The organism is Pseudomonas sp. M1 (assembly GCF_022760135.1).
Lineage (GTDB): Bacteria > Pseudomonadota > Gammaproteobacteria > Pseudomonadales > Pseudomonadaceae > Pseudomonas > Pseudomonas citronellolis.
Genome location: NZ_CP094343.1, coordinates 6,136,880 through 6,162,322, shown reverse-complemented (window position 1 = coordinate 6,162,322; position 25,443 = coordinate 6,136,880). Strand labels below are relative to the sequence as shown.

Below are 25,443 nucleotides of genomic sequence, written 5' to 3'. Positions count from 1 at the left end.
GCAGTAAGTGGACAGAGTTTTTATCGAGGGCCTGGAAGTGGACACCGTGATCGGCGTCTACGACTGGGAACGGGGGATACGCCAGTGCCTGCGTCTGGACCTGGACCTGGGCTGGGACATCCGCCCGGCGGCGGCCGACGACGACATCGCCAAGGCGCTGGACTACGCGGTGCTCTCCGAGCGCATCGGCGAGTTCGCCCGTGACGCGCATTTCCAACTGGTGGAAACCTTCGCCGAGCGCCTGGCCGCGCTGCTGATGGGCGAATTCGGCATCCGCTGGCTGCGCCTGCGGGTGACCAAGCCGGGGGCGGTCGCCGCTGCCGCCGGCGTTGGCGTGGAGATCGAACGCGGATGCCGCTGACCACCGTTTTCCTCGGCCTGGGGAGCAACATCGAGCGCGAGCGCCATCTGCACGCCGGGCTCGAGGCGCTTACCGGCTTCGTCCGCAACCTGCGCTGCTCGCCGGTGTTCGAAAGCGAACCGGTGGGCATCCGCAGCGGCCCCTTCATCAATCTGGTGGTGACCGGCGAGACCGAGCTGCCGCTGGCCGAGCTGAGCCTGCGCCTGAAGCACATCGAGGCCGACAACGGCCGCTACGCGCCGGAGCGCAAGGGCCTGCCGCTGGACATCGACGTGCTGCTCTATGGCGACCTGCATGGCGAGTTCGACGGCCTGGTGCTGCCGCGCGCAGAGGTGCTGAAGAACGCCTTCGTGCTCTGGCCGCTGGCGCTGCTGGCGCCCGATGTGCGTCATCCGGGCGTCGGGCGTGACTTCGCCAGCCTCTGGGCCGAGGCGGACATCGACCAGCGCCTGTGGCCGGTGCCCTTCCAGTGGCGCGGCGCCGAGCTGACGCCGGCGGAATTGATCGCGGCGCACCCGGCGGCCTGATTCCGTCTGCCTTTCGTAGGAGCGAGCTTGCTCGCGAACCCTGGCCTTGCTCGGTGCCGGGGCTGTTCGCGAGCAAGCTCGCTCCTACAGGAGGGCGGGGCGTAGGGCGGATAACGTTCGACGTTATCCGCCGTTTGACTTGGGGCCCAGGCCACTCCGGGTTCAGCCTTGGAGTTGGCGGTGGTCTGGGGGGGGCGGCGTATAACCGCGAACGGTTATACGCCCTACGGGTGGGCTTCCTTGTAGGCTTTGAGTGCCTTCAGGCGTTCGCGCTTGAGCGCTTCGCCCAGTTCCGCGCCCTTGAATCCTTTCTCCAGCAGCGGTTGCACCGCCACTTCGCGGGCCGCCCTGGCGGCGCCGCGCAGGTAGTCGGCCTGTGGATAAGCGCGGTTTTCCAGGCCGTGGCGGCCGCGGGCGTCCATTTCGCTGGCGGCGATGAACTCCTCGAAGCGCTGCGGCCGGCGGTAGACGTCGAAGGCCTGCAACAGCTCCAGCAGGGTGTTGGGCCGCAGTTCCAGGGCGCGGTGGGCATGGGTGTGGTACTCGCCGACCAGGCGCGCCAGTTCCTGGCAGTCGCGCGGCGCCTTGAAGCGGGCGTTGACCGCGTCGATCAACGGCAGTCCCAGGTGTTCGTGGGCGATGTGCCGGGGCCAGTCCTCGCGGCGGGTGCGCGCCTTGCCCAGGTCGTGGAGCAGGCAGGCCCAGCGTACGGTCAGCGGCTGGCGGTGCTCGGCGCACTGGCGCAGCACGGCCAGCAGGTGTTCGCCGGTGTCGATTTCCGGGTGGTGCTGGGCTGGTTGCGGCACGCCGAACAGGGCGTCGACCTCGAGCATCAGTACGGCCAGGGCGCCGCAGTCGCGCAGCACCTGGACGAACACGTCGGGGCGGGCTTCCATCAGGGCGCGGGCGATTTCCTTCCAGCTGCGCTCGGGCGTCAGGGCTTCCAGCTCGCCGGATTCGGACAGCTCGCGCATCAGCGCCAGGGTTTCGTCGGCGACCTTGAAGCCCAGCGGCGCGAAGCGCGCGGCGAAGCGGGCCACGCGCAGCACGCGCAGCGGGTCTTCGACGAAGGCCGGGGAGACGTGGCGCAGCAGGCGGGCTTCGAGGTCGCGCTGGCCGCCGTAGGGGTCGATCAGCCGGCCGTTGTCGTCCTCGGCCATGGCGTTGATGGTGAGGTCGCGGCGCACCAGGTCTTCTTCCAGGCTCACGTCGGGGCTGGCATAGAAGGTGAAGCCGCCGTAGCCGCGGCCGCTCTTGCGTTCGGTGCGGGCCAGGGCGTATTCCTCGCCAGTCTTGGGATGGAGGAATACCGGAAAGTCCGCGCCCACCGGGCGATAGCCCTTCTCGAGCATGTCTTCGGCGCTGGCGCCGACCACCACCCAGTCGGTATCGCTGACCGCTTGGCCGAGCAGACGGTCGCGAACGGCGCCGCCTACCTTGTAGATCTGCATGAAGCTTTCTCCTGTCAGGGGGATAGCTTCGGGCTTCGGAGAGCGGGGGGCAAGCCTGTAGGCGCGGGCCCTGCGCGCGAATCGCGGGCAGGGCCCGCTCCTACAGGGGAATGGCGTGGAGCGGATCTCATCCGCGAATCGCGCCGGAACCTCCGGCTATCGCGGACAAGGTCCGCTCCTACGAGGAAACTCCATACCTCACAGCAAATTGTAGGAGCGGGCCCTGCCCGCGAAATCGCGCGCAGGGCGCGCTCCTACAGGGGAATGGTACGGGTGGGGCAGTGTAGGATCTCATCCGCGAATCGCACCGGAACCTCCGGCTATCGCGTGCAAGGTCCGCCTACGGCAAACACGCACCGTAGGATGGGTTGAGCTTGCGAAACCCATGCGGTTGCGGTGATGGGTATCGCTTCGCTCAACACCATCCTACGGGGTGGCCTGGGGAATCTGGCTTACCAGTGCTTCGACTGCGTGGCGCAGCAGCTCGCTGCTGGCGTGGGCCGGGCTCAAGCCGGTGCTGACGGTGCCTTCCCAGAGCACCCGGTCCTGCAGGTCGGTCAGGCGCACGCGCAGGGTGCCGGTTTCGTCGCGCAGGCGGTGGATGGCCAGGTAGGGGCCGAGCGCCTGCGGCGGCGGCACGTCGACCTTGAATTCCAGCGGCGCATCGCGCAGGGCCAGCCAGTAGTAGACGCGCAGTTGCGCGGCGCCGGCTTCGCGGTAGCCGCGCCTTTCCAGGCCCTGGCGCAGCCAGGCGTTGATCAGCGGGTAGCGGCTGGCGTAGGGCAGGGCGTCGACGGCGTTTTCCGGGGGCATCAGCTGGAAGGCTTGCAGGCCGGCCAGGCGGCTGTCCGCCGCCTGGGTCACGCGGGCCTGGGGGACCTGCGTGGTGCAGGTCGCGAGAGCGAGACAGAGCAGGAGGATGGCGAAAAGACGCATGGCGACCTCGGCTGGGCTTGGCACCATGCTCGGTCCTGCCCCGGGGAGGGTCAACCGATCAAATGGGCGGGATGATCAGGTCCAGCCGCGGGTAGCCGTCCTCGTTCTCGCGTTCACCCTTTGGGGGCATGTGGTGGGTCTGCACGACCTGCTCGCCGTTGAGGGTTTCCAGGTGGATGTCGAAGCCCCACAGGCGGTGCAGGTGCTTCATCACGTCCTCGGTGGATTCGCCCAGCGGCTGGCGGTCGTGCTGCTGGTGGCGCAGGGTCAGGGAGCGGTCGCCACGGCGGTCGACGTTCCAGATCTGCACGTTGGGCTCGCGGTTGCCCAGGTTGTACTGCGCGGCGAGGGTCTCGCGGATCTTGCGGTAGCCGTCGTCGTCGTGGATGGCGTCGACCAGCAGGTCGTCCTTCTGGTCGTCGTCGAGGATGCTGAACAGCTTGAACTCGCGGATCACCTTGGGCGAGAGGAACTGCAGCACGAAGCTCTCGTCCTTGAAGCTCTTCATGGCGAACTTGAGGGTGGCCAGCCAGTCGCTGCCGGCGATGTCCGGGAACCAGCGGCGGTCTTCCTCGGTGGGCTCCTCGCAGATGCGGCGGATGTCGCGGTACATGGCGAAGCCCAGGGCGTAGGGGTTGATGCCGCTGTAGTAGGGGCTGTCGAAGCCGGGCTGGTAGACCACGCTGGTGTGGTACTGGAGGAACTCCATCATGAAGCCGTCGGTGACCAGGCCCTCGTCGTAGAGGTCGTTGATCAGGGTGTAGTGCCAGAAGGTCGCCCAGCCTTCGTTCATCACCTGGGTCTGGCGCTGCGGGTAGAAGTACTGCGCCACCTTGCGCACGATGCGCACCACCTCGCGCTGCCAGGGCTCCAGCAGCGGGGCGTTCTTCTCGATGAAGTAGAGGATGTTCTCCTGCGGCTCGCTGGGGTAGCGCGCCAGTTCCTGTTCCTTGTCCTTGCCGGCGGCGCGCGGGATGGTCCGCCACAGATCGTTGACCTGGCGCTGGATGAGTTCCTCGCGTTCCTTCTGGCGCTGCCGCTCTTCCTCGGCGGAGATGGGGTAGGGCCGCTTGTAGCGGTCGACGCCGTAGTTCATCAGGGCGTGGCAGGAGTCCAGCAGGTCTTCCACCGCGTCGATGCCGTAGCGCTCCTCGCACTGCATGATGTACTGCTTGGCGAACACCAGGTAGTCGATGATCGAGCTGGCGTCGGTCCAGGTGCGGAACAGGTAGTTGCCCTTGAAGAAGCTGTTGTGCCCGTAGCAGGCGTGGGCGATCACCAGCGCCTGCATGCACTGGGTGTTTTCCTCCATCAGGTAGGCGATGCAGGGGTCGGAGTTGATGACGATCTCGTAGGCCAGGCCCATCTGCCCGCGCTTGTAGTTCTTTTCCGTGCTGAGGAAATGCTTGCCGTAGGACCAGTGGTTATAACCGATGGGCATGCCGACCGAGGCGTAGGCGTCCATCATCTGCTCGGCGGTGATGACCTCGATCTGGTTCGGGTAGGTGTCCAGCGCGTAGCGCTCGGCGATACGGCTGATCTCCCGGTCGTACTGGCGGATCAGGTCGAAGGTCCATTCCGAGCCGGTGGCGATGGGCTGGCGCTTGCTCATGCGACTAGCCTCCTCTGGAACAGTTCGCGGAACACCGGGTAGATGTCCGCGGCGGAGACGATCTGCTGCTGGGCGAAGCTGTCTTCGAAGGCTTCGCGCACCCGTTCGTACTCGAACCACAGCGCCTGGTGCTCGCGCGGGGTGATCTCGACGTAGGTGTAGTACTGCACGAACGGCATGATCTGTTTCATCAGGATATCGCGGCACACCGGCGAATCGTCATTCCAGTTGTCGCCGTCGGAGGCCTGGGCCGCGTAGATGTTCCACTCGTGGGTGGGATAACGCTCGGCCATGATCTCCTGCATCATCTTCAGCGCGCTGGAGACGATGGTGCCGCCGGTCTCCCGGGAATAGAAGAATTCCTCCTCGTCCACCTCGCGGGCGCTGGTGTGGTGGCGGATGAACACCACTTCGATCTTCTCGTAGTTCCGCTTGAGGAACAGGTACAGGAGGATGAAGAAGCGCTTGGCGATGTCCTTGGTCGCCTGGGTCATGGAGCCGGAGACGTCCATCAGGCAGAACATCACCGCCTGGGAGGTGGGGTTGGGCTGCTTGATCAGCAGGTTGTACTTGAGGTCGAAGGTGTCCAGGAAGGGCACGCGGTCGATGCGCGCGCGCATGCGGTCGATTTCCTGCTCCAGCGCCTGGATGTCGCCGAGGTTGTCCGGTTCCTCGCGCTTGAGCCGTTCCAGTTCGGCCACGGCGGCGCGCAGCTTGCCGCGGGTGGAGCCGGTCAGGGCGATGCGCCGGGCGTGGGCCGAGCGCAGGGTGCGGACGATGTTGATGCGCGAGGGGTTGCCGTCGTTGCTGATGCCGGCGCGCACGGTCTTGAAGGTGTCGCTGCCGGTGATGTGGCGCTTGACCAGGTTGGGCAGTTCCAGGTCCTCGAACATGAAGTCGAGGAATTCCTCCTGGGTGATCTGGAAGACGAAGTCGTCCATCCCCTCGCCCTGGTTGCTGGCCTTGCCGCCGCCGCGGCCACCGCCGCCGCCCTGGGGCCGGGCGATGTGCTCGCCGGTGGTGAATTCCTTGTTGCCCGGGTGGACGATGGTCTGCCGCCCGCCGCGGCCGTGGTGAAGGATGGGTTCGTCGATGTCGCGGCCGGGGATGCTGATCTGCTCGCCGTGCTCCATGTCGGTGATCGAGCGCCGGCTGACGGCCTCCTCGACCGCCTTCTTGATGTGCTCACGGTAACGCCGCAGGAAGCGCTGACGGTTCACCGTGCTCTTGTTCTTGCCGTTCAGACGCCGGTCGATGACGTAGCTCATACAGGCCCTCCGGGCTGAGCTGGAAGCTGGAAGCGGTAAGCTGGAAGCAGGCCGCAACCGGGGGTTACGGTATGCCTCTGGCTTCCGGCTTCCAGCATCCGGCTTTCAACTGCTTTTTACTGCGACTTACGTACGCGCAGATACCATTCCGACAGCAGGCGTACCTGTTTCTCGGTGTAGCCGCGCTCGACCATGCGCCGGACGAAGTCGTTGTGTTTCTGCTGGTCCTCCTTGCTGGCCTTGGCGTTGAAGCTGATGACCGGCAGCAGGTCCTCGGTGTTGGAGAACATTTTCTTCTCGATCACCACGCGCAGCTTCTCGTAGGACAGCCAGCTGGGGTTCTTGCCGTTGTTGCCGGCGCGGGCGCGCAGCACGAAGTTGACGATTTCGTTGCGGAAATCCTTCGGGTTGCTGATGCCGGCCGGTTTCTCGATCTTCTCCAGCTCCTCGTTGAGGGCGGCGCGGTTGAGGATTTCGCCGGTTTCCGGGTCGCGGTATTCCTGATCCTGGATCCAGAAGTCGGCGTAGAGCACGTAGCGGTCGAAGATGTTCTGGCCGTATTCGCTGTAGGACTCAAGGTAGGCGGTCTGGATTTCCTTGCCGATGAATTCCACGTAGCGCGGCGCCAGGTATTCCTTGATGAAGCGCAGGTAGCGCTCGCGGGTTTCCGGCGGGAACTGCTCCTGCTCGATCTGCTGCTCCAGCACGTAGAGCAGGTGCACCGGGTTGGCCGCCACTTCGTGCGGGTCGAAGTTGAACACCTTGGAGAGGATCTTGAAGGCGAAGCGGGTGGAAAGCCCGGCCATACCCTCGTCGACCCCGGCGGCATCGCGGTATTCCTGGATCGACTTGGCCTTGGGATCGGTGTCCTTGAGGTTCTCGCCGTCGTAGACGCGCATCTTCGAGTAGATGTTGGAGTTGTCCGGCTCTTTCAGGCGCGACAGCACGGAGAACTGCGAGAGCATCTTCAGGGTGTCCGGGGCGCAGTGCGCGTGGGCCAGCGAGCTGTTGATCAAAAGCTTGTCGTAGATCTTGATCTCGTCGGTGACGCGCAGGCAGTACGGGACCTTGACGATGTAGATACGGTCGATGAAGGCCTCGTTGTTCTTGTTGTTGCGGAAGCTGTGCCACTCCGATTCGTTGGAGTGGGCGAGGATGATGCCGCTGTAGGGCAGCCCGCCCAGGCCCTCGGTACTGTTGTAGTTGCCCTCCTGGGTGGCGGTCAGCAGCGGGTGCAGGACCTTGATCGGCGCCTTGAACATCTCGACGAATTCCATCAGGCCCTGGTTGGCCCGGCACAGCGCGCCCGAGTAGCTGTAGGCGTCGGCGTCGTTCTGCGGGTACTCCTCGAGCTTGCGGATGTCCACCTTGCCCACCAGGGCGGAGATGTCCTGGTTGTTCTCGTCCCCCGGTTCGGTCTTGGCGATGGCGATCTGGTTGAGGATCGAGGGGTGCAGCTTGACCACGCGGAACTGGCTGATGTCGCCGCCGAACTCGTTGAGCCGCTTGGTCGCCCACGGCGACATGATCGAGCGCAGGTAGCGCCGTGGGATGCCGTAGTCTTCCTCGAGGATGGCGCCGTCCTCATCCGGGTTGAACAGCCCCAGGGGCGATTCGAACACCGGCGAGCCCTTGATGGCGTAGAAGGGCACCTTCTCCATCAGTTGCTTGAGCTTTTCCGCCAGGGACGACTTGCCGCCGCCCACCGGGCCGAGCAGGTAGATGATCTGTTTCTTTTCTTCCAGGCCCTGGGCCGCGTGGCGGAAGAAGGCGACGATCTGGTCGATGCATTCTTCCATGCCGTGGAAGTCGGCGAACGCCGGGTAGCGGCGGATCACCTTGTTGGAAAAGATTCGCGACAGCCGTGGGTCGGTGGAGGTATCCAGCAGTTCCGGCTCGCCGATGGCCATCAGCATGCGCTCGGCCGCGGTGGCATAGGCGGTCTTGTCCTGCTTGCAGATATCCAGGTACTCCTGCAGGGAGTATTCCTCCTGGCGGGTCGCTTCGAAGCGTTCCTGGAAGTGACTGAAAATACTCATGACGTCTCCTCGCTCGATGCATGGAGCCGGCACGGGATCGGTGTGAGTGGGTGCGGGCGGGCTGCCAGCGTGGCCGGCGAATTTCCCCCAGAACTCCAACGGTACCTGGCTTGCGCCCTGAACCGCCCCAAATGGTCACTGCCGATTCCCGGAAGCCGGTGGGCCGGCTCTCCCCTTTTGGATGGCCTGAGGAAAAGGATAGTTCGTTATCCGGCCTGTAAAGGGGAATCGGGTGAGAAGTTACAGATTTATTTGTGGAACCTCGGCCGGGCCCCTCAGTCCGCCTGGCCGCTGCTGGTATCCGCGGGATAGACGCTGCGCCACAGTTCGAAGCCGCCGTCGACGCTGTACACGTCGGTGAAGCCCTGCTGGACGAAGTAGGTGGCCGCGCTCTGGCTGGAGTTGCCGTGGTAGCAGAACACCAGCAGCGGCGCATCGAGGTCGGCCTGGCGGATGAAATCGGCCACCGAGTAGTTGTCGATGTGGCGGGAACCGGTGACGTGGCCCATCGCGTAGCTCTGCGGGTCGCGGATGTCCACCACCTGGGCGCCGGCCTGGCGCAGCTGGTGGGCCTGTTCGGGGGCGATGCGCTTGAATTCGCTCATGTTCTCTGCTCTGTGGGTGGGCTCAGCCGGCGTTGCCGGCGCAGCTGCAGGCGATGCGTTCGCCGTTGTCGACGTTCAGCAGGGTCATGCTACCGCCCCACACGCAGCCGGTGTCCAGTGCGTAGAGGCCGGGCACGTCGCACTGGCCTTCCAGCGCCGCCCAGTGGCCGAAGATGATCTTGCGCCCGGCGGCCTTGCGCTCGGGGTAGCTGAACCAGGGGGCGTAGCCGGCCGGCGCGGTATCCAGGCCTTCCTTGCTCTTGAGGTCGAGCTTGCCGTCGGGGGTACAGAAGCGCATGCGGGTGAAGTAGTTGGTGATCACCCGCAGGCGGTCGATGCCGTGCAGCTTCTTGTCCCACTTGGCCGGCTCGTTGCCGTACATGCCTTCGAGGAATAGCGGCAGGCGCTGGTCGTCGCGCAGGGCCTCTTCCACTTCGGCGGCGCGCTGCAGGGATTTCTCGATGCTCCACTGCGGCGGGATGCCGGCGTGCACCAGGGTGACGTCGCGTTCGGCGTCGTGGTGCACCAGGGGCATGTTGCGCAGCCAGTCGAGCAGGTCGTCGCGCTCCGGCGCCTCGAGGATTTCGCGCAGGGTGTCGGCCTTCTTCAGGCGCTCGGCGTTGTAGGCCACGGCCAGCAGGTGCAGGTCGTGGTTGCCCAGCACGCAGACCACCGAATCGCGCATGGCGTAGAGGAAGCGCAGGGTTTCCAGCGACTGCGGGCCGCGGTTGACCAGGTCGCCGACCAGCCACAGCTTGTCGCGGGCGGGGTCGAAGGCAACCCGCTGCAGCAGTTGTTTCAGTGGCTCCAGGCAACCCTGCAGGTCGCCCACGGCGTAGGTGGCCATCAGTGCAGCGCCCCTGGCACGGCGAGGCGGAATACCGGGATTTCGGCGTCGAAATGGTGGCCATCGGCGGCGACCATCTGGTAACTGCCGGACATGCTGCCGACCTTGGTAGCCAGCACGGTGCCGCTGGTGTAGGTATGGCTGGTGCCCGGCTCGATCAGCGGCTTCTCGCCCACCACGCCGGCGCCGCGCACTTCCTGCACGTGGCCGTCGCCGTCGGTGATGATCCAGTGGCGGCTGAGCAGCTTGGCCGCCTGCTCGCCCTGGTTGTGGATGGTCACCGTGTAGGCGAAGACGTAGCGCTGCTGCTCCGGCTGCGATTGCTCGGGCAGGTGGCGGGTGGTGACGCTGACGGAAATCTGGTATCGGGGATCGCTCATGCTCGGCTCGGGCGTCTCGTCGAGGGTTTCACTGCTCGGGGGCCAGTTCCGCCAGGCGGTTGGCCAGGCGCACGAAGTCGGCCACGTCCAGCTGTTCCGGGCGCAGGCTGGGGTCGACGCCGGCGGCCTCGATGTCTTCGATGGACATCAGGCCGCGCAGGGTGTTGCGCAGGGTCTTGCGGCGCTGGTTGAAGGCTTCGCGGACGATGCGTTCGAGCAGGCGGTGGTCCTTGGCCGGGTGCGGCGGCTCGGCGTAGGGCGCCAGGCGGACGATGGCCGACTCCACTTTGGGCGGCGGGTTGAAGGCGCCTGGGCCGACGGTGAATAGGTAGTCCACCTTGCAGAAGTACTGGACCATGATCGACAGCCGGCCCCAGTCGCCGCCGCCGGGCTCGGCGGCCAGGCGCTCGACCACTTCCTTCTGCAGCATGAAGTGCATGTCCTGGATGATCCCGGCGTGCTCCAGCAGGTGGAAGATCAGCGGCGTGGAGATGTTGTAGGGCAGGTTGCCGACCACCCGCAGCTTCTCGCCGGCCTGGGGCAGGGTGGCGAAGTCGAACTTCAGGGCGTCACCCTGGTGCAGGCGGAAGTTCGGCTTCAGGCCGAAGCGCCACTTCAGTTGCGGGATCAGGTCGAGGTCGAGCTCGATCACGTCCAGCTGCGCGCCGCTGTCCACCAGGCCTTCGGTGAGGGCGCCCTGGCCCGGGCCGATCTCCAGCAGGTGCTGGCCTTCCTTGGGGGCGATGGCGCGCAGGATGCGGTGGATCACCCCGGCGTCGTGCAGGAAGTTCTGGCCGAAGCGCTTGCGCGCGCGATGTTGGAAAAGCTCGGAAGACATAGGGAGTTCCAGGGAGCAGCTAGAAGCTTGAAGCTAGAAGCTGGAAGAGAAAGACGCGTACGCCGATGTTACCAGCCTGGCGCTGGTACGAAAAATGCGCTTTCGTCCTGGCCTCCAGCCTCCAGCCTCCAGCCTCCAGCCTCCAGCCTCCAGCTTCCAGCTTTCAACTATCAATCCGACTAGCCGCCATCTGGTAAGCCGTCTCCAGCGCCACCTGCAGGCTGCCGCCGTCGATGCGGCCGGTGCCGGCCAGGTCCAGGGCGGTGCCGTGGTCCACCGAGGTGCGGATGATCGGCAGGCCCAGGGTGACGTTCACCGCCGCGCCGAAGCCCTTGTACTTGAGCACCGGCAGGCCCTGGTCGTGGTACATGGCCAGCACCGCGTCGCAGTGCTCCAGGTGCTTGGGGGTGAACAGGGTGTCGGCCGGCAGCGGGCCGATCAGCTGCATGCCTTCGCCGCGCAGGTGCTCCAGGGTGGGCTCGATGACGTCGATTTCCTCGTGGCCCAGGTGGCCGCCTTCGCCGGCGTGGGGGTTGAGGCCGCAGACCAGGATGCGCGGGGTGGCCAGGCCGAACTTGTCGCGCAGGTCGGCATGCAGGATGCGGGTGACGCGCGCCAGGCGCTCGGGCGTGATGGCGTCGGCCACCTCGCGCAGCGGCAGATGGGTGGTCACCAGCGCCACGCGCAGGCCGCGGGTGGCGAGCATCATCACCACCTGCGGGGTGTGGGTCAGCTCGGCGAGGAACTCGGTGTGCCCGGAGAAGGCCACGCCGCCTTCGTTGATCACGCCCTTGTGCACCGGCGCGGTGATCATCCCGGCGAAGCTGCCGTCCAGGCAGCCCTGGCCGGCGCGGGTCAGTGTCTGCAGCACGTAGCCGGCATTGGCCGGGTCGAGCTGGCCGGCTTTTACCGGCGCGCCCAGCGGGGTGTCCCAGACGTAGAGCGAGCCTGCCGGGGCGGGCGCCTGCGGCCACTGGCCTGGGCCGGTTTCCAGCAACTGGATGTCCAGGCCCAGCAGGGCGGCGCGCTCGGCCAGCATCTGCCGGCTGGCGATGGCCACCAGCGGCTGGGGCTGGGCCTGGCGGGACAGCAGCAGGCACAGGTCCGGGCCGATGCCGGCCGGCTCTCCGGGGGTGAGGGCGAATGGCTTGGAGGCTTGCATGGCGGGTGTCTCTAAGCATCGGCCGCGCCGGCGGCCGGGGTTGTTCGGGATGGGCCCACTCTACGCCCAAGTGGGGCGCGGATAAAAAGAAACCCGGCCGCGGGGCCGGGTTCCTGTGTCGCGCGGGGCGCTTATAGCTTGATCTCGACGTAGGCTTCGTCGCGGATCTGCCGCAGCCAGGCCTGCAGTTCCTCGTCGTACTTGCGGTTGCGCAGGACCTGGGCTGCCTGCTGCTCGCGGAACTTGTCGCTGCTGTCGGTGGCGCGGCGGCCGAGGACTTCCAGGATGTGCCAGCCGAACGGCGAGCGGAACGGCTTGGACAGCTGGTTCTGCGGGATGCTGTTCATCACGTCGCGGAATTCCGGCACCAGGGATTCCGGATCGACCCAGTTGAGGTCGCCGCCGTGCAGCGCCGAGCCCGGGTCTTCGGAGAACTGCTTGGCCAGCTTGCCGAAGTCCTCGCCGCTCTGGATGCGCTCGTAGAGCTTCTGCGCCAGCTTCTGGGTTTCCTCGTCGCTGCGGATTTCGCTGGGCTTGAGCAGGATGTGGCGGACATGCACCTCGTCACGCACCATCTTGCTGCCGCCGCGCTTCTCTTCCAGCTTGAGGATGATGAAGCCGCCGGGGGTGCGCACCGGCTCGGTGACGTCGCCCACGGCCAGGCTGCCGATCATGCCGTCGAACGGCGAGGGCAGCTGGGCGGCCTTGCGCCAGCCGATCTCGCCGCCTTCCAGGGCGTTGTCGCCGGCCGAGCGGGAAATCGCCAGCTGGTTGAAGTCGGCGCCCTGCTTGAGCTGCTGGTAGACCTCCTGGGCCTGCCTGCCGGCGGCCTGGAGGGTTTCCGGCGAAGCGCCGTCCGGCACCGGGATGAGGATGTTGGCCAGGCGGTACTCTTCGGAGAGCTGGATCTTGCCCAGGTCGGAGGCCAGGAAGTTCTGCACTTCCTGGTCGCTGACCTGGATGCGCTCGGCCACGCGGCGCTGGCGCACGCGGCTGATGATCATCTCGCGGCGCACCTGCTCGCGGGCGTCGTCGTAGGACAGGCCGTCGCGGGCGAGGGCGGCGCGGAACTGGTCCAGGCTCAGGTTGTTGCGCTGGGCGATGGTGCCCATGGCCTGGTTCAGCTCTTCGTCGGTGATGCGGATGCCGGAGCGCTCGCCGATCTGCAGCTGGATGTCCTCGATGATCAGGCGCTCGAGCACCTGCTGCGTCAGCACGTGCTCGGGGGGCAGCGGCGCGCCGCGCTTCTCGATGGTCTGGCGGACTTCGCGCAGGCGTTGGTCGAGCTGGCTCTGCATGACCACGTCGTTGTCGACGATGGCCACGACACGGTCCAGCGGGGTGACTTCGGCATGGGCTGCGGAACAGACCAGCAGGGCGCCCAGCATCAGCGGGCGCAGGGCATTACATAGAGCTGTCTTCACGTTGACGATAACCTTGGATGCCTTGGTCGAGGAAGCCTTCGACTTGGTTGCCTACAACGCCGCCAAGGCCCTTGAGGATGATTTGCAGGAAGATGCCGCGGTCGGCCTTGGAGTCGGACGTGTAGAAGTTGTCGTCGTCGTACTTCAGCCAGTAGCGGTTGACCAGTCGCAGTTTCCAGCAGCAGCTGTCGTATTCGAAGCCGCCGAGGGCCTCGAGGGTGCGGTTCTGGTTGTAGTCGTACTGCCAGCGGGCGATCGCGCTCCACTGCGGGACGATCGGCCAGATGACCGAGAAGTCGTGCTGCTCGATCTTGTACTCGTCGCTGTTGTAGCTGAAGCGGCCGAGGTTCGGGTCGAACGACTTGCTGTCCGCGCGGTAGCGGTAGCCGGCGTTGAACACCTTCTGCGGCTCGGCTTCGGGCTGGTAGTGGAACATCACGCTGCCGCTGTCGGTGTGGTGCGTGTTGGGGTTCCAGTTGTAGTCCGAGCTCAGGCGCCAGTCGTGGTTGAAGCGATAGACGCCCTGCAGGGCGTAGGGCGAGCGCCAGGTGTCCGCGTCGGGGTTGTCGATCGGGTTGTTCGGGTTCGCCAGGTTGTAGTTGCGGATGTACTTCTCGGTCAGGCCCGGCAGTTGCACGCGGCGGTCGGAGAAATAGTAGATCTGGCCGGCGCTGACCGAGGCGCGCTCGAAGCCGTTGTCCTCGATGAAGCGCGAGGTGGCGCCCAGGGACAACTGGTTGGCGTCGCCGATGCGGTCCTTGCCGGTGAAGCGGTTCTCGCGCCACAGCGAGTCGTAGCTGAAGTTGAACTCGCCGGTGTCGAAGCTCGGCAGGTTGTCCTGGTTGCGGTACGGCACGTACAGGTACATGGCGCGCGGCTCCAGGGTCTGGCGGAACTTGGTGCCGCCGAACGTGGTGTCGCGGTCGAAATACAGGCCGCCGTCGAGCTTGGCCAGCGGCAGCGAGCGGTCGGGGCTGCTGTCGTAGCTGACTTCGCCGTAGTTGGTCGAGCTGTTCAGCTGGGCCTTGCCGGTGCCGTCCAGGTCCAGGTCGTACTTGGTGTACATCGCCTTCAGCGTCGGCGTCAGGAAGCCCCAGCTGCTGGCCAGCGGCAGGCTGACGCCCGGCTCGAAGTGCGCACGGTCGCCGGTGGCGCGGGCCAGGCCGGAGATGTTCACGTCCGGGCGCTGACCGAGCACGTTGCCGTCGGTATCGAAGTAGACGTCCTCGTCCAGGTCGCGGTCGAAGCGCACCAGTTCGCTGCCATAGGTGAACTCCAGGCCGCCCGGGTGGTAGGGCAGGCGACCGTCGAGGGTCAGCTGCGGCAGGCGGTCGTAGGGCGTCACGTCGGTCACGGTGGCCAACTGGTAGGCCTGGGCGTTGAGGCGCGCGGTGAAGTCGTCGCCGCGGTAGGTCAGGGCGCCCTGCTGGTTCACGTAGGTCGGCGAGCCCAGGCCCAGGGAGGTGTCCAGGTCCTGGAAGTAGTACGGGTCGCTGATCTTGGTGTAGTCCACCTGCGCCAGCCAGCGCGAATCCAGGCCGCTGGTATTCTTCCAGCCGTACATCCAGCGCTGGTCGGTGAAGTGCGGCTGGCCTTCGCGGTCGTCGTCCTTGTCGTTCAGGTAGGCGGCGGTGACCTGCCCCTCGCTGCTGTGGGTCAGGTAGCGGAACTCGCCTTCCATCATCAGGCCGCGCTTGGCCATGTAGCGCGGGAACAGCGTGGCGTCGTAGTTCGGCGCCAGGTTGAAGTAGTACGGGGTGACCACGAACATGCCGGTGTCACTGGTGCTGCCCAGGGTGGGCGGCAGGAAGCCGGACTGGCGGCGATCGTCGATCGGGAAATAGATGTAGGGGGTGTAGAACACCGGAATGTCCTTCACCCGCAGGGTCGCGTTGGTCGCGGTGCCGAAGCCGGTGGCCGGGTTCAGCTTGATGTTGTTGCCCTTGACGTACCAGGAATTGCTGCCCGGCTCGCAACGGGTATAGGTGCCGTCCTTGAGCTGGATGATCGCGTCTTCCTGGCGCTTGGCGTAGAGCGCGCTGCCGCGGACCTGGGCCTGGTGCATGACGTACTCGGCGTTGTCGATCTTCGCCTCGCCGTTGTCCAGTTGCAGGTCGGCGTGGTCGCCGACGATCAGCGCGCCGTTGTCGCGCAGGCGCACGTTGCCGGCCAGCTCGCCGCGGTTCTCCGCCTGGTGCAGGTTGGCCTCGTCGGCCTCCACCTGCATGCTGCCCTGGCGCAGGACCACGTTGCCGGCCAGGGTCGCGACCTGCGACTCCTGCTCGTAGCGCGAGACCTTCGCCGAGACGTAGGTCGGGGCCTCGTCGCGCGGGGTCTTGTCGTTCATGCCCGGGCGGGTCGGCTCGATGTAGGCGCCGCTGCAGTACGGGCCGACTTCCGCCAGCTGGGCGGCGGTGAGCTTCTCCCGCGGGACCCAGTCGAGGTGGCTGTAGTCGGCGCTGCGCGACTTGAGGCCTTTGCCGCCGCTCTCGGTGACCAGCTTCTGCCTGGGCTCTTCGGCGCCGGCAGCCGCACCTGCGACGGCTGCGCCTTCAGCGCCGCCGCTGGCGGGGGTGCTGACCGAGCTTTCGGTATGCTCCGGACGCGGCGGCAGGGCGCTGGCCGGCTGCTGCGAGGAGCAGTCCCAGCTGCCGCCGGAGGGGGTGCAGTTGAACTGTTCGGCCGCCGTGGCGGTCGAGGAAGCGAGCGGCTGCATAGCCAGCAGGCCACCGGTCACCAGTAAGGGGAACTTTCTACGGAACACGGGGAGAATCACTGCCATCTTGTTAATCCGGGCTTCCTGCGAGCCATCGGCCAGATTCGGCCATAGCCACTCGATGGGCTCAAAGTCGGGTGGGAACCAGCCATTACTGGCTGATCCCCCCCTAAGAACCGTACGTGCACCTTTCAGCGCTTACGGCTCAGGCCTATCCAAAACCCCCAAGGGGGCCGGTTTGCTCACATGCAGACCACGTGCGTGGAGCTGTTGGTGACAAATGGGGTGCAATAGTACCCGGTTCTCCAGGGAGTCTCCACCGCCTTGTGAGCGGTAGATAATGTGGTGATCGTGCCACCCGGTTTCCCTGGATATCGGCTGTTTGCATAGCGCGCATAACCCACTTTGGCTGGTGAATAGACTGGCGATTTGCTTCCGGTACTTCAGCTTGTTCAGCATCCGTTCCATGCGCAGTTTTTCGCCTGCCGCCTCCATGGTCGGGTCGTAGGGGTTGTATTCCCCACTCACCTTTTTGTGCCGCTCGATCGGTGTCCCTGCAAGCTGGTACAACTCGACTTCCCGTTTTGTTCCGTTCGCTTCCAGAACCGTGGTGGCGAACACCCATCCGCGTTCCCCTTGTGGACGGAAATACTTCTTCCGTATCCAGTCCAGGGACTTGTTTGGATGCCGCCTTTTGGCCCAGCGCCAGAGCTTAACAAACGCCCTGTTATCCATCCGGCTATACGCCTGTTTGGCCACTACTGGCTGATGGTAAAGCGCCCACCCCCGCAGGATTGGATTTAGCAGTCGGATCAAGTCCTCCTGCTTACTCGTCTTGTGGGTGTCGATCACCTCTCTGACCTTGCCGTAGAACGCCTTGACGTTCTTCTTGCTCGGCTTGATCAACAACGTTCCGTCGTACTTTCGGAAGTTCCATCCAAGGAAGTCGAAGCCTTCGTCGATGTGGACGATGCGGGTTTTCTTGGGAGAAAGCCGCAGCCCGCGTACCGCCAGGAACTGCTCCACCCAGGGTTTGACCTCGTTTTCCAGTACCTCCGGGGAGGCGCCAGTGATCACGAAATCATCCGCGTAACGCACCACGTTGATCTTCAGCCTCTTCGCCCTCGTCACCCCCAAATGTTGCTTGAGGAGTGATTCCAGCCCATCCAGCGCCAGATTTGCCAAGGTTGGGGAGATGATCCCCCCTTGTGGCGTACCTGCATCCGTTGCGTGCAACTGCCCTCGGTGTACAACACCGGCCTTTAACCATTGCCGGAGTACTCGTGTATCCGTGGGGACATTCCTTATCAGCCAATCATGGTTGATGTTGTCGAAGAACCCTTCGATGTCCGCGTCCAGCACCCATTGAGCGGAAGCTCGCTTGGATAGGCATACGAACAACTGCGCCATCGCGTCCGCCGTGGAGCGTTCGATCCTGAAGCCGTAGCTATTCGGATCGCCCCGGGTTTCTGCGACAGGAGACAGCGCCAGCAGATATAGCGCCTGCATGGCTCTATCCGTCATGGTCGGGATACCCAAAGGGCGTTCCCGGCCATCCGACTTCGGGATAAAGACGCGCCGTAGAGGCCGCGCCTTGTATCCCCGCGTCTTCAACTGACCAACCGCTTCCCATTTCGCGTTGGGTGTATCCCAGAGTTGCTTATCGACTCCCGTCGTGCGGCTCCCCTGATTTTCCGTGACTCTCCGTACGGCCAAGTATCTGGCCGACTTCGAGCGGGTCAGCATCCGTTGCAAGGCTTTCACCCTGCGCCATTTGCCTTCCCGGCAAGCCTTCGCAATCCGCACCTGCATTCCCCGGACGTTCCGCTGGACACGACTCCAATCGACGTCGTGCCATTGCTGTGGAGCGCCGGAAAGCGCAGGCCCGGCCTGTTGGCTGAGCTCTTTCATGCTGCTTTCCTCTCAAGTGAACTACCCGAGCGGAAGGTGCACGCCGCCCCTGACGGGGTGGGGCACCCGCCAGGGTAGGTTTGTTAAGGGCCGGTGGAAGCTGGCCCTGGGTTGATTGAGACGGTCTCTGTCAGAGCTGTTGCGACGGAAGACCACGCAGAAGTCTGCCCGGTTTCCCGTGGGGTGATGTCTCAACCCCTATCCAGACCATTACAGCCCGGCATTCGCTTTCTCTGCGATCCCATACCCGCACCACCAACAGTTCGCCTTGCGGCTCCCCTGCCCAGAGGGCGGCGATACGGGCTTACCACGTTCCCTATCTGTCACACGACTGGGTTAGGACTCGCCTTTTCACCGGTGGTCTTGAAGGCGACGTATCCCCACATCCCACGGAGATAACCGACCACATACCTTTTGGTTCATGCCTGACAGCAGTTTTGGCATGGCTATCCTTACGGTGTTTATCAGCGATTCACATGTGTTGCCCATACCAGCCAGCCTGGCGCCTCAACCCGGTACTGCTCCGAGTATCTGCAGTCTGCCTCGCGGAAGGACTGCACCCTGGATAGGGGGCTACGTTGTCGGACGAGCTTCGCACAACGCCGTTACCAGCGATGCACGTCGTCGTAGGCTACCGTTGGTCGCACAACGAGTCCGCTACCGCACCCTGATGGGCGTGGTTGGACAATGACAGACAGAGCTTCCGCCCATGTCTCCAGTTTGATGTGAGCAGGTACTGCGGGCGCAGCGTGCTCTCGGGGAAGGTTTCCTCCTGTTTTGAGGCAGGAGGAACCCCAGCGGGGATTCTCTCCCGCAAGGGTTAGGCCACAAGGGCCGGGGTTAGTGCTTGGAGGGCGGTCGTTTGAGGTAGCTTTTGATCCTCGGCCAATCCGCCCAGGCTGCCATCCCTAAACAGACGAGAAGCAAGCCGGTGAGCATGATTATGCCGAAGGTATCTTGGCTCATCTCATTCATAACACCCTCCATTGGGCATGCACTCCAGAACCGAAAAGAGCCGGTTCGCAGTCGCGCTTCCGAGTGCTAGGCGACCTTGGGGTTGCCACCGCCGCTGCGGCAAGTCCTTGAAGGCAATGGACTTCTGGGCGGGTTTTGGTTCCTGGGGATGGATACCCAAGCGTGCGATTTCCTCTCGGAAATCCTCCAAGCTGGCCCTACAGCTTGGAGTCGGAGACACGCTACGCGTGTCGCACAAGATGCTGGATAATAAAGCATGACCCGCGCAACGGCTAGGGCCGTGGAGAACCCCCAAAGATGTCTGAGGATGCCCGTTACCAGCTCCTGAATCGCTGGTTGGACTCTTGTTTACCCGTAGTGTTCAGTGCCGAGGGATGGGGGCCGGTGCCGCCCGCCGAGTTCACCCCGGCCAGCAGCGACGCCAGCTTCCGCCGCTATTTCCGCTGGCAGGGCGAGGGCCGCACGCTGATCGTCATGGACGCGCCGCCGCCCCAGGAGGACTGCCGCCCCTTCGTCAAGGTGGCCGGCATGCTCGCCGAGGCCGGCGTGCACGTGCCGCGGATTCTTGCCCAGGACCTGGAGCAGGGCCTGCTGCTGCTCGACGACCTGGGCCGCCAGACCTACCTGGACGTGCTCAACCCGCAGAACGCCGAGGCGCTCTTCGAGGATGCCCTGGATGCCCTGGTGGCCTTCCAGCAGGTGCCGGCCGAAGGCCGCCTGCCGGCCTACGACGAGGCGCTGCTGCGCCGCGAGCTGGGCCTGTTCCCCGAGTGGTACCTGGGCCGTCACCTGAACATCGAGCTGCAAGGCGAGCAACTGGCGCGCTGGCAGCGCACCTGCGACCGCCTGGTGAGCAGCGCGCTGGAGCAGCCGCGGGTGCTGGTGCATCGCGACTACATGCCGCGCAACCTGATGCTCAGCGAGCCGAACCCCGGCATCCTCGATTTTCAGGATGCGGTGTACGGCCCGGTGACCTACGACGTCACCTGCCTTTATAAGGACGCCTTCCTCAGCTGGCCCGAGCCGCGCGTGCACGACGGCCTCAGCCGCTACTGGCGCAAGGCCCAGGCCGCCGGCATTCCGTTGCCGCCGACCTTCGAGGAGTTCTTCCGCGCCAGCGACCTGATGGGCGTGCAGCGCCACCTGAAGGTGATCGGCATCTTCGCGCGCATCTGCCACCGCGACGGCAAGCCGCGCTACCTGGGCGACGTGCCGCGCTTCTTCCGCTACCTCGACAGCGTCGTCGCCCGCCGACCCGAGCTGGCCGACCTGGGCGCGCTGCTCGCCGAGCTGCCGCAACCGGTGGCGCCATGAAGGCGATGCTCCTCGCCGCCGGCAAGGGCGAGCGCATGCGCCCGCTGACCCTGCACACGCCCAAGCCGCTGGTGCCGGCCGGCGGCCGGCCGCTGATCGAGCACCAGCTGCTGGCCCTGCGCCGCGCCGGTTTCCACGACCTGGTGATCAACCACGCCTGGCTGGGCCAGCAGATCGAGGACTACCTCGGCGATGGCTCGCGCTTCGGCGTCGCCATTCGCTATTCCGCCGAAGGCGAGCCGCTGGAGACCGGCGGCGGCATCTTCCGCGCCCTGCCGCTGCTCGGCGAGGCGCCCTTCGCCCTGGTCAACGGCGACATCTGGACCGACTTCGACTACGCGCGCCTGCAGGGCGCGCTGGCCGAGGGCGACCTGGCGCACCTGGTGCTGGTGGACAACCCTGGGCACAATACCCGCGGCGACTTCCGCCTGGAGGGTGAACGCGTCGGCGACTATCGCGAAGGCGAGCCCAGCTACACCTACAGCGGCATCGCCGTACTGCACCCGGCGCTGTTCGCCGCCTGCACGGGCGGCGCCTTCAGGCTGGCGCCGCTGCTGCGCGAGGCCATGGCCGCCGGCCGCGTCAGCGGCGAGCTGCACTGCGGGCGCTGGGTGGACGTCGGCACCCACGAGCGCCTGGCCGAAGTCGAACGTCTGCTGGCGGCCGGCTGAATGTTCTGGCCGGGCACCCTGATAGGCATAGTCGCCGGCTGGGCGCTGGCGAGCATCCCCGGGGCCATGCTCGGCGGCCTGCTCGGCCAGGTGCTGGACCGTCGCCTGCGCCGGCGCAGCTGGCGCGAACTCCTCGATGAGCTGCGCGGCGGCGCGCGGGTGCCGGAGGAGGAGCTGCTGTTCCTCCTGCTCGGCCGCGTGGCCAAGAGCCGCGGCCGCGTGCAGGACGCGCATATCCAGCAGGCTCGGGCGGAAATGTTGCGCCTGGGCCTGGACGAAGCCGGCCGTCTGCGCGCCATCGATGCCTTCAACCGCGGCAAGCACGGCGGGCCGCGCCTGGAGGAGGGCGTGCAGCAGTGTCGGGGCCTGCGGCCCAGCGTCGACGGCCTGCTGCAGGCTTGCTGGCGCATGGCCTGGGCGGCTGGCGCGCCGAGCGCGGCGGAGAAGGCGCTGATCCTGCGCTGGGGCGAGAGCTTCGGCCTGCCGCGCGCCACCGTGCTGTCCCTGGCCGCCGGCGCCGAGGCCCTGCGCGCGCCGCCGAGCCGGGCGGAAAGCTATCGCCAGGCGCTGCGTTTATTGGGCGTGGAGGACGACAGCCCGGTGGAGGAGATCAAGCGCGCCTACCGCCGGCTGATCAGCCAGCACCACCCGGACAAGCTGGCCGGCGCCGGCGAGGCGCGCATCGCCGCCGCTACCGAGAAGACCCGCGAGATCCAGCAGGCCTATGCCCTGGTCCGCGAGCGCCGCGGCTTCCGCTAGGGCTCGGGGCCGGTTTACTCGGCGGGCGCCTGCTTGATGTGCAGCGACAGCCAGCCGCGGATGCGCCGGTAGAGCTGGTCCTGCTCGGTGGCGCGGTCGGCCGGCAGGGCGTTCATGCCGATCTGCACGTAGGTCTTGCCGGTCTCGCGCCGGCTTGCCTGCAAGCGGGCCTTGGCGGCTTCGCGGTCCACGCGCCTGTCCTTGTAATAGAAGTCGCCGGTGGCCAACTGCAGGCGCGGCACCATGTCTTCCAGCGCCGGGCGGAAGTCCCGCGGCACTTCGGCGTCGACGATCAGCAGGTTGTGGATTTCGCCGGGTTCGCGCTCGGCCAGGTAGCGTGCCGCCCAGTAGGCGCCGGTGCCGTGGCCGAGGAGGACGATGCTCCTGGGCTTGCCTTGCAGGGCGAAGTCGAGGCCGGCCTGGATGCGCGCCATGACCCGCTCGGCATAGGCCTTGCGCCGCTCGATGGCCGCATCCGGCGCCGGCGGCGCCTCGCTGCTGGCCTGGGCCGGCTCGCCGCTGCCGGCTTCGGCGGTGCTTTCCGGCGTGGGCGTGGCGGCGCCGGATTCGCCCTGGACGTCCTTGCTGCTGGCGCCGGCGTCGCTGTCGGCGGCGGCCTTGTCCGGGCTTTCCTTGCGCGGCACCGGCTGGCTGTCCTGCGGGTCGGGCAGGCCGAGGGCGAGGGTCTGCCAGCCGGCGTCGGGCAGCTTGCGCCGCAGCGGGCCCACCGCCACCGGCCAGTCGGGGTTCTCGCCATCGCCGGGGACTATGATCACCACGCCCTCGGCCTGCGGCGCGTTGGCCGGCAGCCACAGGGCGAGGAAGCTTTCCTCGCCGGCCTGCAGCGTCTGTTGCTGCTTCTGCGGCAGGCGCTGCTGCAGGGCGCTGGCTTCGTCCTGGCTGCGTTCCTCCAGGGCCGGGCGCGCGGGCGCTGCCGGCGCCACCGCCGGGCCGGGCGGGCTGGCCGGTGTGTCTTCGGCCCAGCCCGGCACCAGGGGCGCCAGGCTCAGGGCCAGGCAGAGGGCGAGGCGGGTAGGCTGTGCGGGACGGGACATGGGGCGGGTTCCTTGCGTGGCTCGGGCTGGCCTGGCAAAACGGCCAGACTAATCCCTTGTTTCTGCTTTGTCAGGCACCGGCCTTTCCGGGTTCCCCCCGCCATGGGGTAATGTAGGCGCGCTTTTTTCTCGGGGAGCGGGCATGGGACGACTGTGCTGGAACGCCGTGGCGGCGTTCCTGTTGTGCATTCCATTGTGGGGCGCCGCGCAGGACGCGCCGCCCGGTGTGCCCCTGGACGCCGCCCAGCGCGCCTGGCTGCAAGCGCACCCGCAGCTGCGCGTCGGGGTGGTCCTGGATGCGCCCTACGCCCAGCAGGACCGGCGCCTGCAGCAGCTCTCCGGCGCCCATGTCGAACTGCTCGACTGGATCGCCGGCGCGTTGCAGGTGAGCCTGCAGTGGCGCGTCTATGCCGACCAGGATGAACTGGAGCGTGCCGCCCGCGCCGGCGAAATCGACCTGGCGCCGGGGCTCGGCCAGACCCCTTCCAGCCTGCGCGATTGGCTGTTCTCCGACCCCTACCTGCGGGTGCCGCGCCTGCTCATCGGCTTCCGCGACGGTCCCGGCTCCGTGGAGCTGGAGCGCCTGGGCGTGCTCGAACCCGTGGCGCTGCGCGGCCCGGGCGCGGTATCCGACTACCTGCGCGGCACCTACCCGGGCCTGGAACTGCAGCTCACCGACAGCGACCGCGAAGCCCTGCGCCGGGTGCTCGGCCAGGAGGCCAGCTACGCGGTGGTCGACGAGGCGCACCTGGCCCGCCTCAGCCGCGAGGTCGAGTTCTCCGGCTTCCGCGTGCTGGCCGATATCGGTTATCCGCAGCTGCTGCGCCTGGCCACCCGCCGCGACCTGCCGGAGCTGGCCGGCATCCTCGACGCCAGCCTGCGCGCCCTGCCGGCCAAGCAGCTGGACCAGCTGCACGAGCGCTGGCTGCAGCCGCAGTACCCGCGCCTGGGGCAGTCCCCCGGCTTCTGGCAGAACCTCTGCATCCTCCTCGGCCTGCTGCTGGCGCTGGCCCTGGCCACCGCGCTGTGGCTGCGCCGCCAGCGCAACGTGCTGGAGCAGCGCCTGCTCGCCGCGCGCCGCGACATGGAGCTGCGCCAGGCGGCCGAGGAAGCCCTGCGCCTGACGCAGTTCGCCATCGACAGCAGCACCGTGGGCATCCTCTGGGTCAACTGGGACAGCCACGTGCGCTACGCCAACCGCGCCGCCGAGGACATGCTCGGCTACGCCCCCGGCGAGGTGATCGAGCGGCCCCTGGCGGACTTCGAGCCCGGCCTGGACATGGACGCCTGGCTCGACCTCTGGCGCCGCGCGCGCAACAGCGAAGAAGGCCCGCTGAGCTTCGAAAGCCACCTGCGCCGCGCCGACGGCCAGTGGCTGCCGGCGGAAGTGTCGCTGAGCTTCCTGCGCTTCGGCGGCTCGGAATACCTGCTGGTGTTCCTCAACGACGCCACCGAGCGGCGCCGCGCCCGCGCCGCCCTGGAAGAGAGCGAGGCGCGCCTGCAGGGCATCGCCGCCAACGTCCCCGGCCTGGTGTTCCGCCTGGAGCCCAGCGCCCCGGGCGGCTCCGACTTCGCCCACCTCAGCTTCATCAGCGGCGGCAGCGAGGCCTCGCTGGGCTATTCCCCCGGCTACCTGCGCGAAAGCGGCCTGGGCATCCTCGGCCTGGTGCACCCGGGCGACCGCGACGGCTACCTCGCGAGACAACTGGAAGCGGTGGCCGGCGGCAAGAACTGGCACTGGCAGGGGCGCATCCTGACCCGTTCCGGCGAGCCGCGCTGGGTGGACATCAAGGCCACCGCGCGGCGCCTGGACGACGGCCGCCTGGCCTGGGACGGCGTGGTCTGGGACATCAGCGAGAACAAGCAGATCGAGCTGGAGCTGGCGCAATCGCGGGCGCAGCTGCGCGAGCTGTCGGCGCACCTGGAGAGCGTGCGCGAGGAAGAGAAGGCGCGCATCGCCCGGGAAGTGCACGACGAGCTGGGCCAGGTGCTGACCGTGCTCAAGCTGGAGACTTCCATGTGCGAGCTGGGCTACGGCGAACTGGACCCCGGCCTGAGCGAGCGCCTGGGCAACATGAAGAAGCTCATCGCCCAGCTGTTCCAGCTGGTGCGCGACGTGGCCTCGGCCCTGCGCCCGCCGATCCTCGACGCCGGTATCGGCTCGGCGCTGGAGTGGCAGGCGCGGCGCTTCGAGACGCGCACCGGCATCCCCTGCCTGGTGGAGGTGCCGGAGAACCCGCCGCGCCTGGGCGACGCCAAGGCCATCGGGCTGTTCCGCATCCTCCAGGAGGCGCTGACCAATGTCATGCGCCACGCGCAGGCGCATACTGTGGAACTGGCCCTGCGGGTGGAGGGCGACGAACTCTGCCTGAGCATCAGCGACGATGGCCGCGGCTTCGACACCGCGGCGGCCTGGGGCGGCAGCTCCTTCGGCCTGGTCGGCATGCGCGAGCGCGTGCTGATGCTCGGCGGCGAGCTGGAGATCGACAGCCAGCCGGGGGAGGGCAGCAGCCTGCGGGTGCGCGTGCCGCTGGATGCGGGGGAATTGCCGGAGCCGGGGCCGTAACGGGGCCGGCGCGGTTTTGTCTGTTC

20 protein-coding genes are annotated in these 25,443 nt (G+C 66.6%); 6 read left to right on the top strand and 14 right to left on the bottom strand.

Annotation, left to right across the window (positions count from 1 at the left end; genetic code table 11):
- The first annotated feature begins 7 nt into the window (after positions 1 to 7).
- Positions 8 to 361: a dihydroneopterin aldolase gene (gene folB / locus PM1_RS27430; RefSeq protein ID WP_009615564.1), complete on the top strand. Its 354-nt coding sequence runs from the start codon at positions 8 to 10 to the stop codon at positions 359 to 361.
- Positions 352 to 888, top strand: coding sequence for a 2-amino-4-hydroxy-6-hydroxymethyldihydropteridine diphosphokinase (gene folK, locus PM1_RS27425; protein ID WP_009615566.1), 537 nt, complete (start codon positions 352 to 354; stop codon positions 886 to 888). The genes folB and folK overlap by 10 nt, the downstream gene beginning before the upstream one ends.
- Positions 889 to 1,112: 224 nt before the next feature.
- Here the strand turns inward: folK and PM1_RS27420 are convergent, their stop codons facing one another.
- The 13 genes from PM1_RS27420 to ltrA all read right to left on the bottom strand — a co-directional run bounded on the left by PM1_RS27420 (position 1,113) and on the right by ltrA (position 18,077).
- Positions 1,113 to 2,339 (bottom strand): multifunctional CCA addition/repair protein, encoded by a 1,227-nt coding sequence (locus PM1_RS27420; RefSeq protein ID WP_009615568.1) that lies wholly within the window; start codon positions 2,337 to 2,339, stop codon positions 1,113 to 1,115.
- 426 nt (positions 2,340 to 2,765) lie between these two features.
- A complete protein-coding gene (locus tag PM1_RS27415) occupies positions 2,766 to 3,275 on the bottom strand; it encodes a DUF4136 domain-containing protein (protein WP_009615570.1) in 510 nt (169 codons plus the stop codon).
- Between the two features lie 58 nt (positions 3,276 to 3,333).
- Complete coding sequence (locus PM1_RS27410) at positions 3,334 to 4,887, bottom strand: SpoVR family protein (protein WP_009615572.1); 1,554 nt, start codon at positions 4,885 to 4,887, stop codon at positions 3,334 to 3,336.
- Positions 4,884 to 6,155: a YeaH/YhbH family protein gene (locus PM1_RS27405; protein ID WP_009615574.1), complete on the bottom strand. Its 1,272-nt coding sequence runs from the start codon at positions 6,153 to 6,155 to the stop codon at positions 4,884 to 4,886. The genes PM1_RS27410 and PM1_RS27405 overlap by 4 nt, the downstream gene beginning before the upstream one ends.
- A 116-nt stretch (positions 6,156 to 6,271) precedes the next feature.
- Positions 6,272 to 8,194: a PrkA family serine protein kinase gene (locus PM1_RS27400; RefSeq protein WP_009615576.1), complete on the bottom strand. Its 1,923-nt coding sequence runs from the start codon at positions 8,192 to 8,194 to the stop codon at positions 6,272 to 6,274.
- Between the two features lie 275 nt (positions 8,195 to 8,469).
- Complete coding sequence (glpE, locus tag PM1_RS27395) at positions 8,470 to 8,799, bottom strand: thiosulfate sulfurtransferase GlpE (RefSeq protein ID WP_009615578.1); 330 nt, start codon at positions 8,797 to 8,799, stop codon at positions 8,470 to 8,472.
- A 22-nt stretch (positions 8,800 to 8,821) separates the two neighbouring features.
- Positions 8,822 to 9,646 carry a symmetrical bis(5'-nucleosyl)-tetraphosphatase gene (locus tag PM1_RS27390; RefSeq protein ID WP_009615579.1) on the bottom strand — a complete coding sequence of 275 codons (825 nt, stop codon included), beginning with the start codon at positions 9,644 to 9,646 and terminating at the stop codon, positions 8,822 to 8,824.
- Complete coding sequence (gene apaG, locus PM1_RS27385) at positions 9,646 to 10,026, bottom strand: Co2+/Mg2+ efflux protein ApaG (protein ID WP_009615581.1); 381 nt, start codon at positions 10,024 to 10,026, stop codon at positions 9,646 to 9,648. The genes PM1_RS27390 and apaG overlap by 1 nt, the downstream gene beginning before the upstream one ends.
- Positions 10,027 to 10,054: 28 nt before the next feature.
- On the bottom strand, positions 10,055 to 10,864 hold the full coding sequence (gene rsmA / locus PM1_RS27380; protein ID WP_009615583.1) for a 16S rRNA (adenine(1518)-N(6)/adenine(1519)-N(6))-dimethyltransferase RsmA: 810 nt from the start codon (positions 10,862 to 10,864) through the stop codon (positions 10,055 to 10,057).
- A 163-nt stretch (positions 10,865 to 11,027) separates the two neighbouring features.
- Entirely contained in the window at positions 11,028 to 12,026 is a 999-nt protein-coding gene (pdxA, locus tag PM1_RS27375) for a 4-hydroxythreonine-4-phosphate dehydrogenase PdxA (RefSeq protein WP_009615585.1), read from the bottom strand.
- 131 nt (positions 12,027 to 12,157) lie between these two features.
- Positions 12,158 to 13,450, bottom strand: a complete 1,293-nt coding sequence (surA, locus tag PM1_RS27370) for a peptidylprolyl isomerase SurA (protein ID WP_009615587.1) — start codon at positions 13,448 to 13,450, stop codon at positions 12,158 to 12,160.
- Complete coding sequence (locus PM1_RS27365) at positions 13,431 to 16,232, bottom strand: LPS-assembly protein LptD (RefSeq protein WP_009615588.1); 2,802 nt, start codon at positions 16,230 to 16,232, stop codon at positions 13,431 to 13,433. Before PM1_RS27365 ends, surA begins: the two co-directional genes overlap by 20 nt.
- Before the next feature lie 132 nt (positions 16,233 to 16,364).
- A complete protein-coding gene (gene ltrA / locus PM1_RS27360) occupies positions 16,365 to 18,077 on the bottom strand; it encodes a group II intron reverse transcriptase/maturase (RefSeq protein ID WP_024128031.1) in 1,713 nt (570 codons plus the stop codon).
- A gap of 1,272 nt (positions 18,078 to 19,349) precedes the next feature.
- On the opposite strand from ltrA, the gene PM1_RS27355 reads away from it, so the two are divergent.
- From PM1_RS27355 to PM1_RS27345, 3 genes are read left to right on the top strand one after another with little or no spacing between them, the layout of a single operon-like run.
- The gene (locus PM1_RS27355) at positions 19,350 to 20,366 is read left to right on the top strand and encodes an aminoglycoside phosphotransferase family protein (protein ID WP_009615591.1); all 1,017 of its coding nucleotides are present in this window, start codon (positions 19,350 to 19,352) and stop codon (positions 20,364 to 20,366) included.
- Positions 20,363 to 21,037, top strand: coding sequence for an N-acetylmuramate alpha-1-phosphate uridylyltransferase MurU (gene murU, locus PM1_RS27350; RefSeq protein ID WP_009615592.1), 675 nt, complete (start codon positions 20,363 to 20,365; stop codon positions 21,035 to 21,037). Before PM1_RS27355 ends, murU begins: the two co-directional genes overlap by 4 nt.
- Positions 21,038 to 21,796, top strand: a complete 759-nt coding sequence (locus PM1_RS27345; RefSeq protein ID WP_009615593.1) for a DnaJ domain-containing protein — start codon at positions 21,038 to 21,040, stop codon at positions 21,794 to 21,796. It abuts the gene before it with no gap.
- Between the two features lie 14 nt (positions 21,797 to 21,810).
- Here PM1_RS27345 and PM1_RS27340 read toward each other — a convergent pair whose 3' ends face one another.
- Positions 21,811 to 22,851: an alpha/beta hydrolase family protein gene (locus PM1_RS27340; protein ID WP_009615594.1), complete on the bottom strand. Its 1,041-nt coding sequence runs from the start codon at positions 22,849 to 22,851 to the stop codon at positions 21,811 to 21,813.
- A gap of 142 nt (positions 22,852 to 22,993) precedes the next feature.
- Here PM1_RS27340 and PM1_RS27335 point away from each other — a divergent pair, with 142 nt between their 5' ends.
- Positions 22,994 to 25,417, top strand: coding sequence for a PAS domain-containing sensor histidine kinase (locus PM1_RS27335; protein WP_009615595.1), 2,424 nt, complete (start codon positions 22,994 to 22,996; stop codon positions 25,415 to 25,417).
- The last annotated feature ends 26 nt before the right edge of the window (positions 25,418 to 25,443 follow it).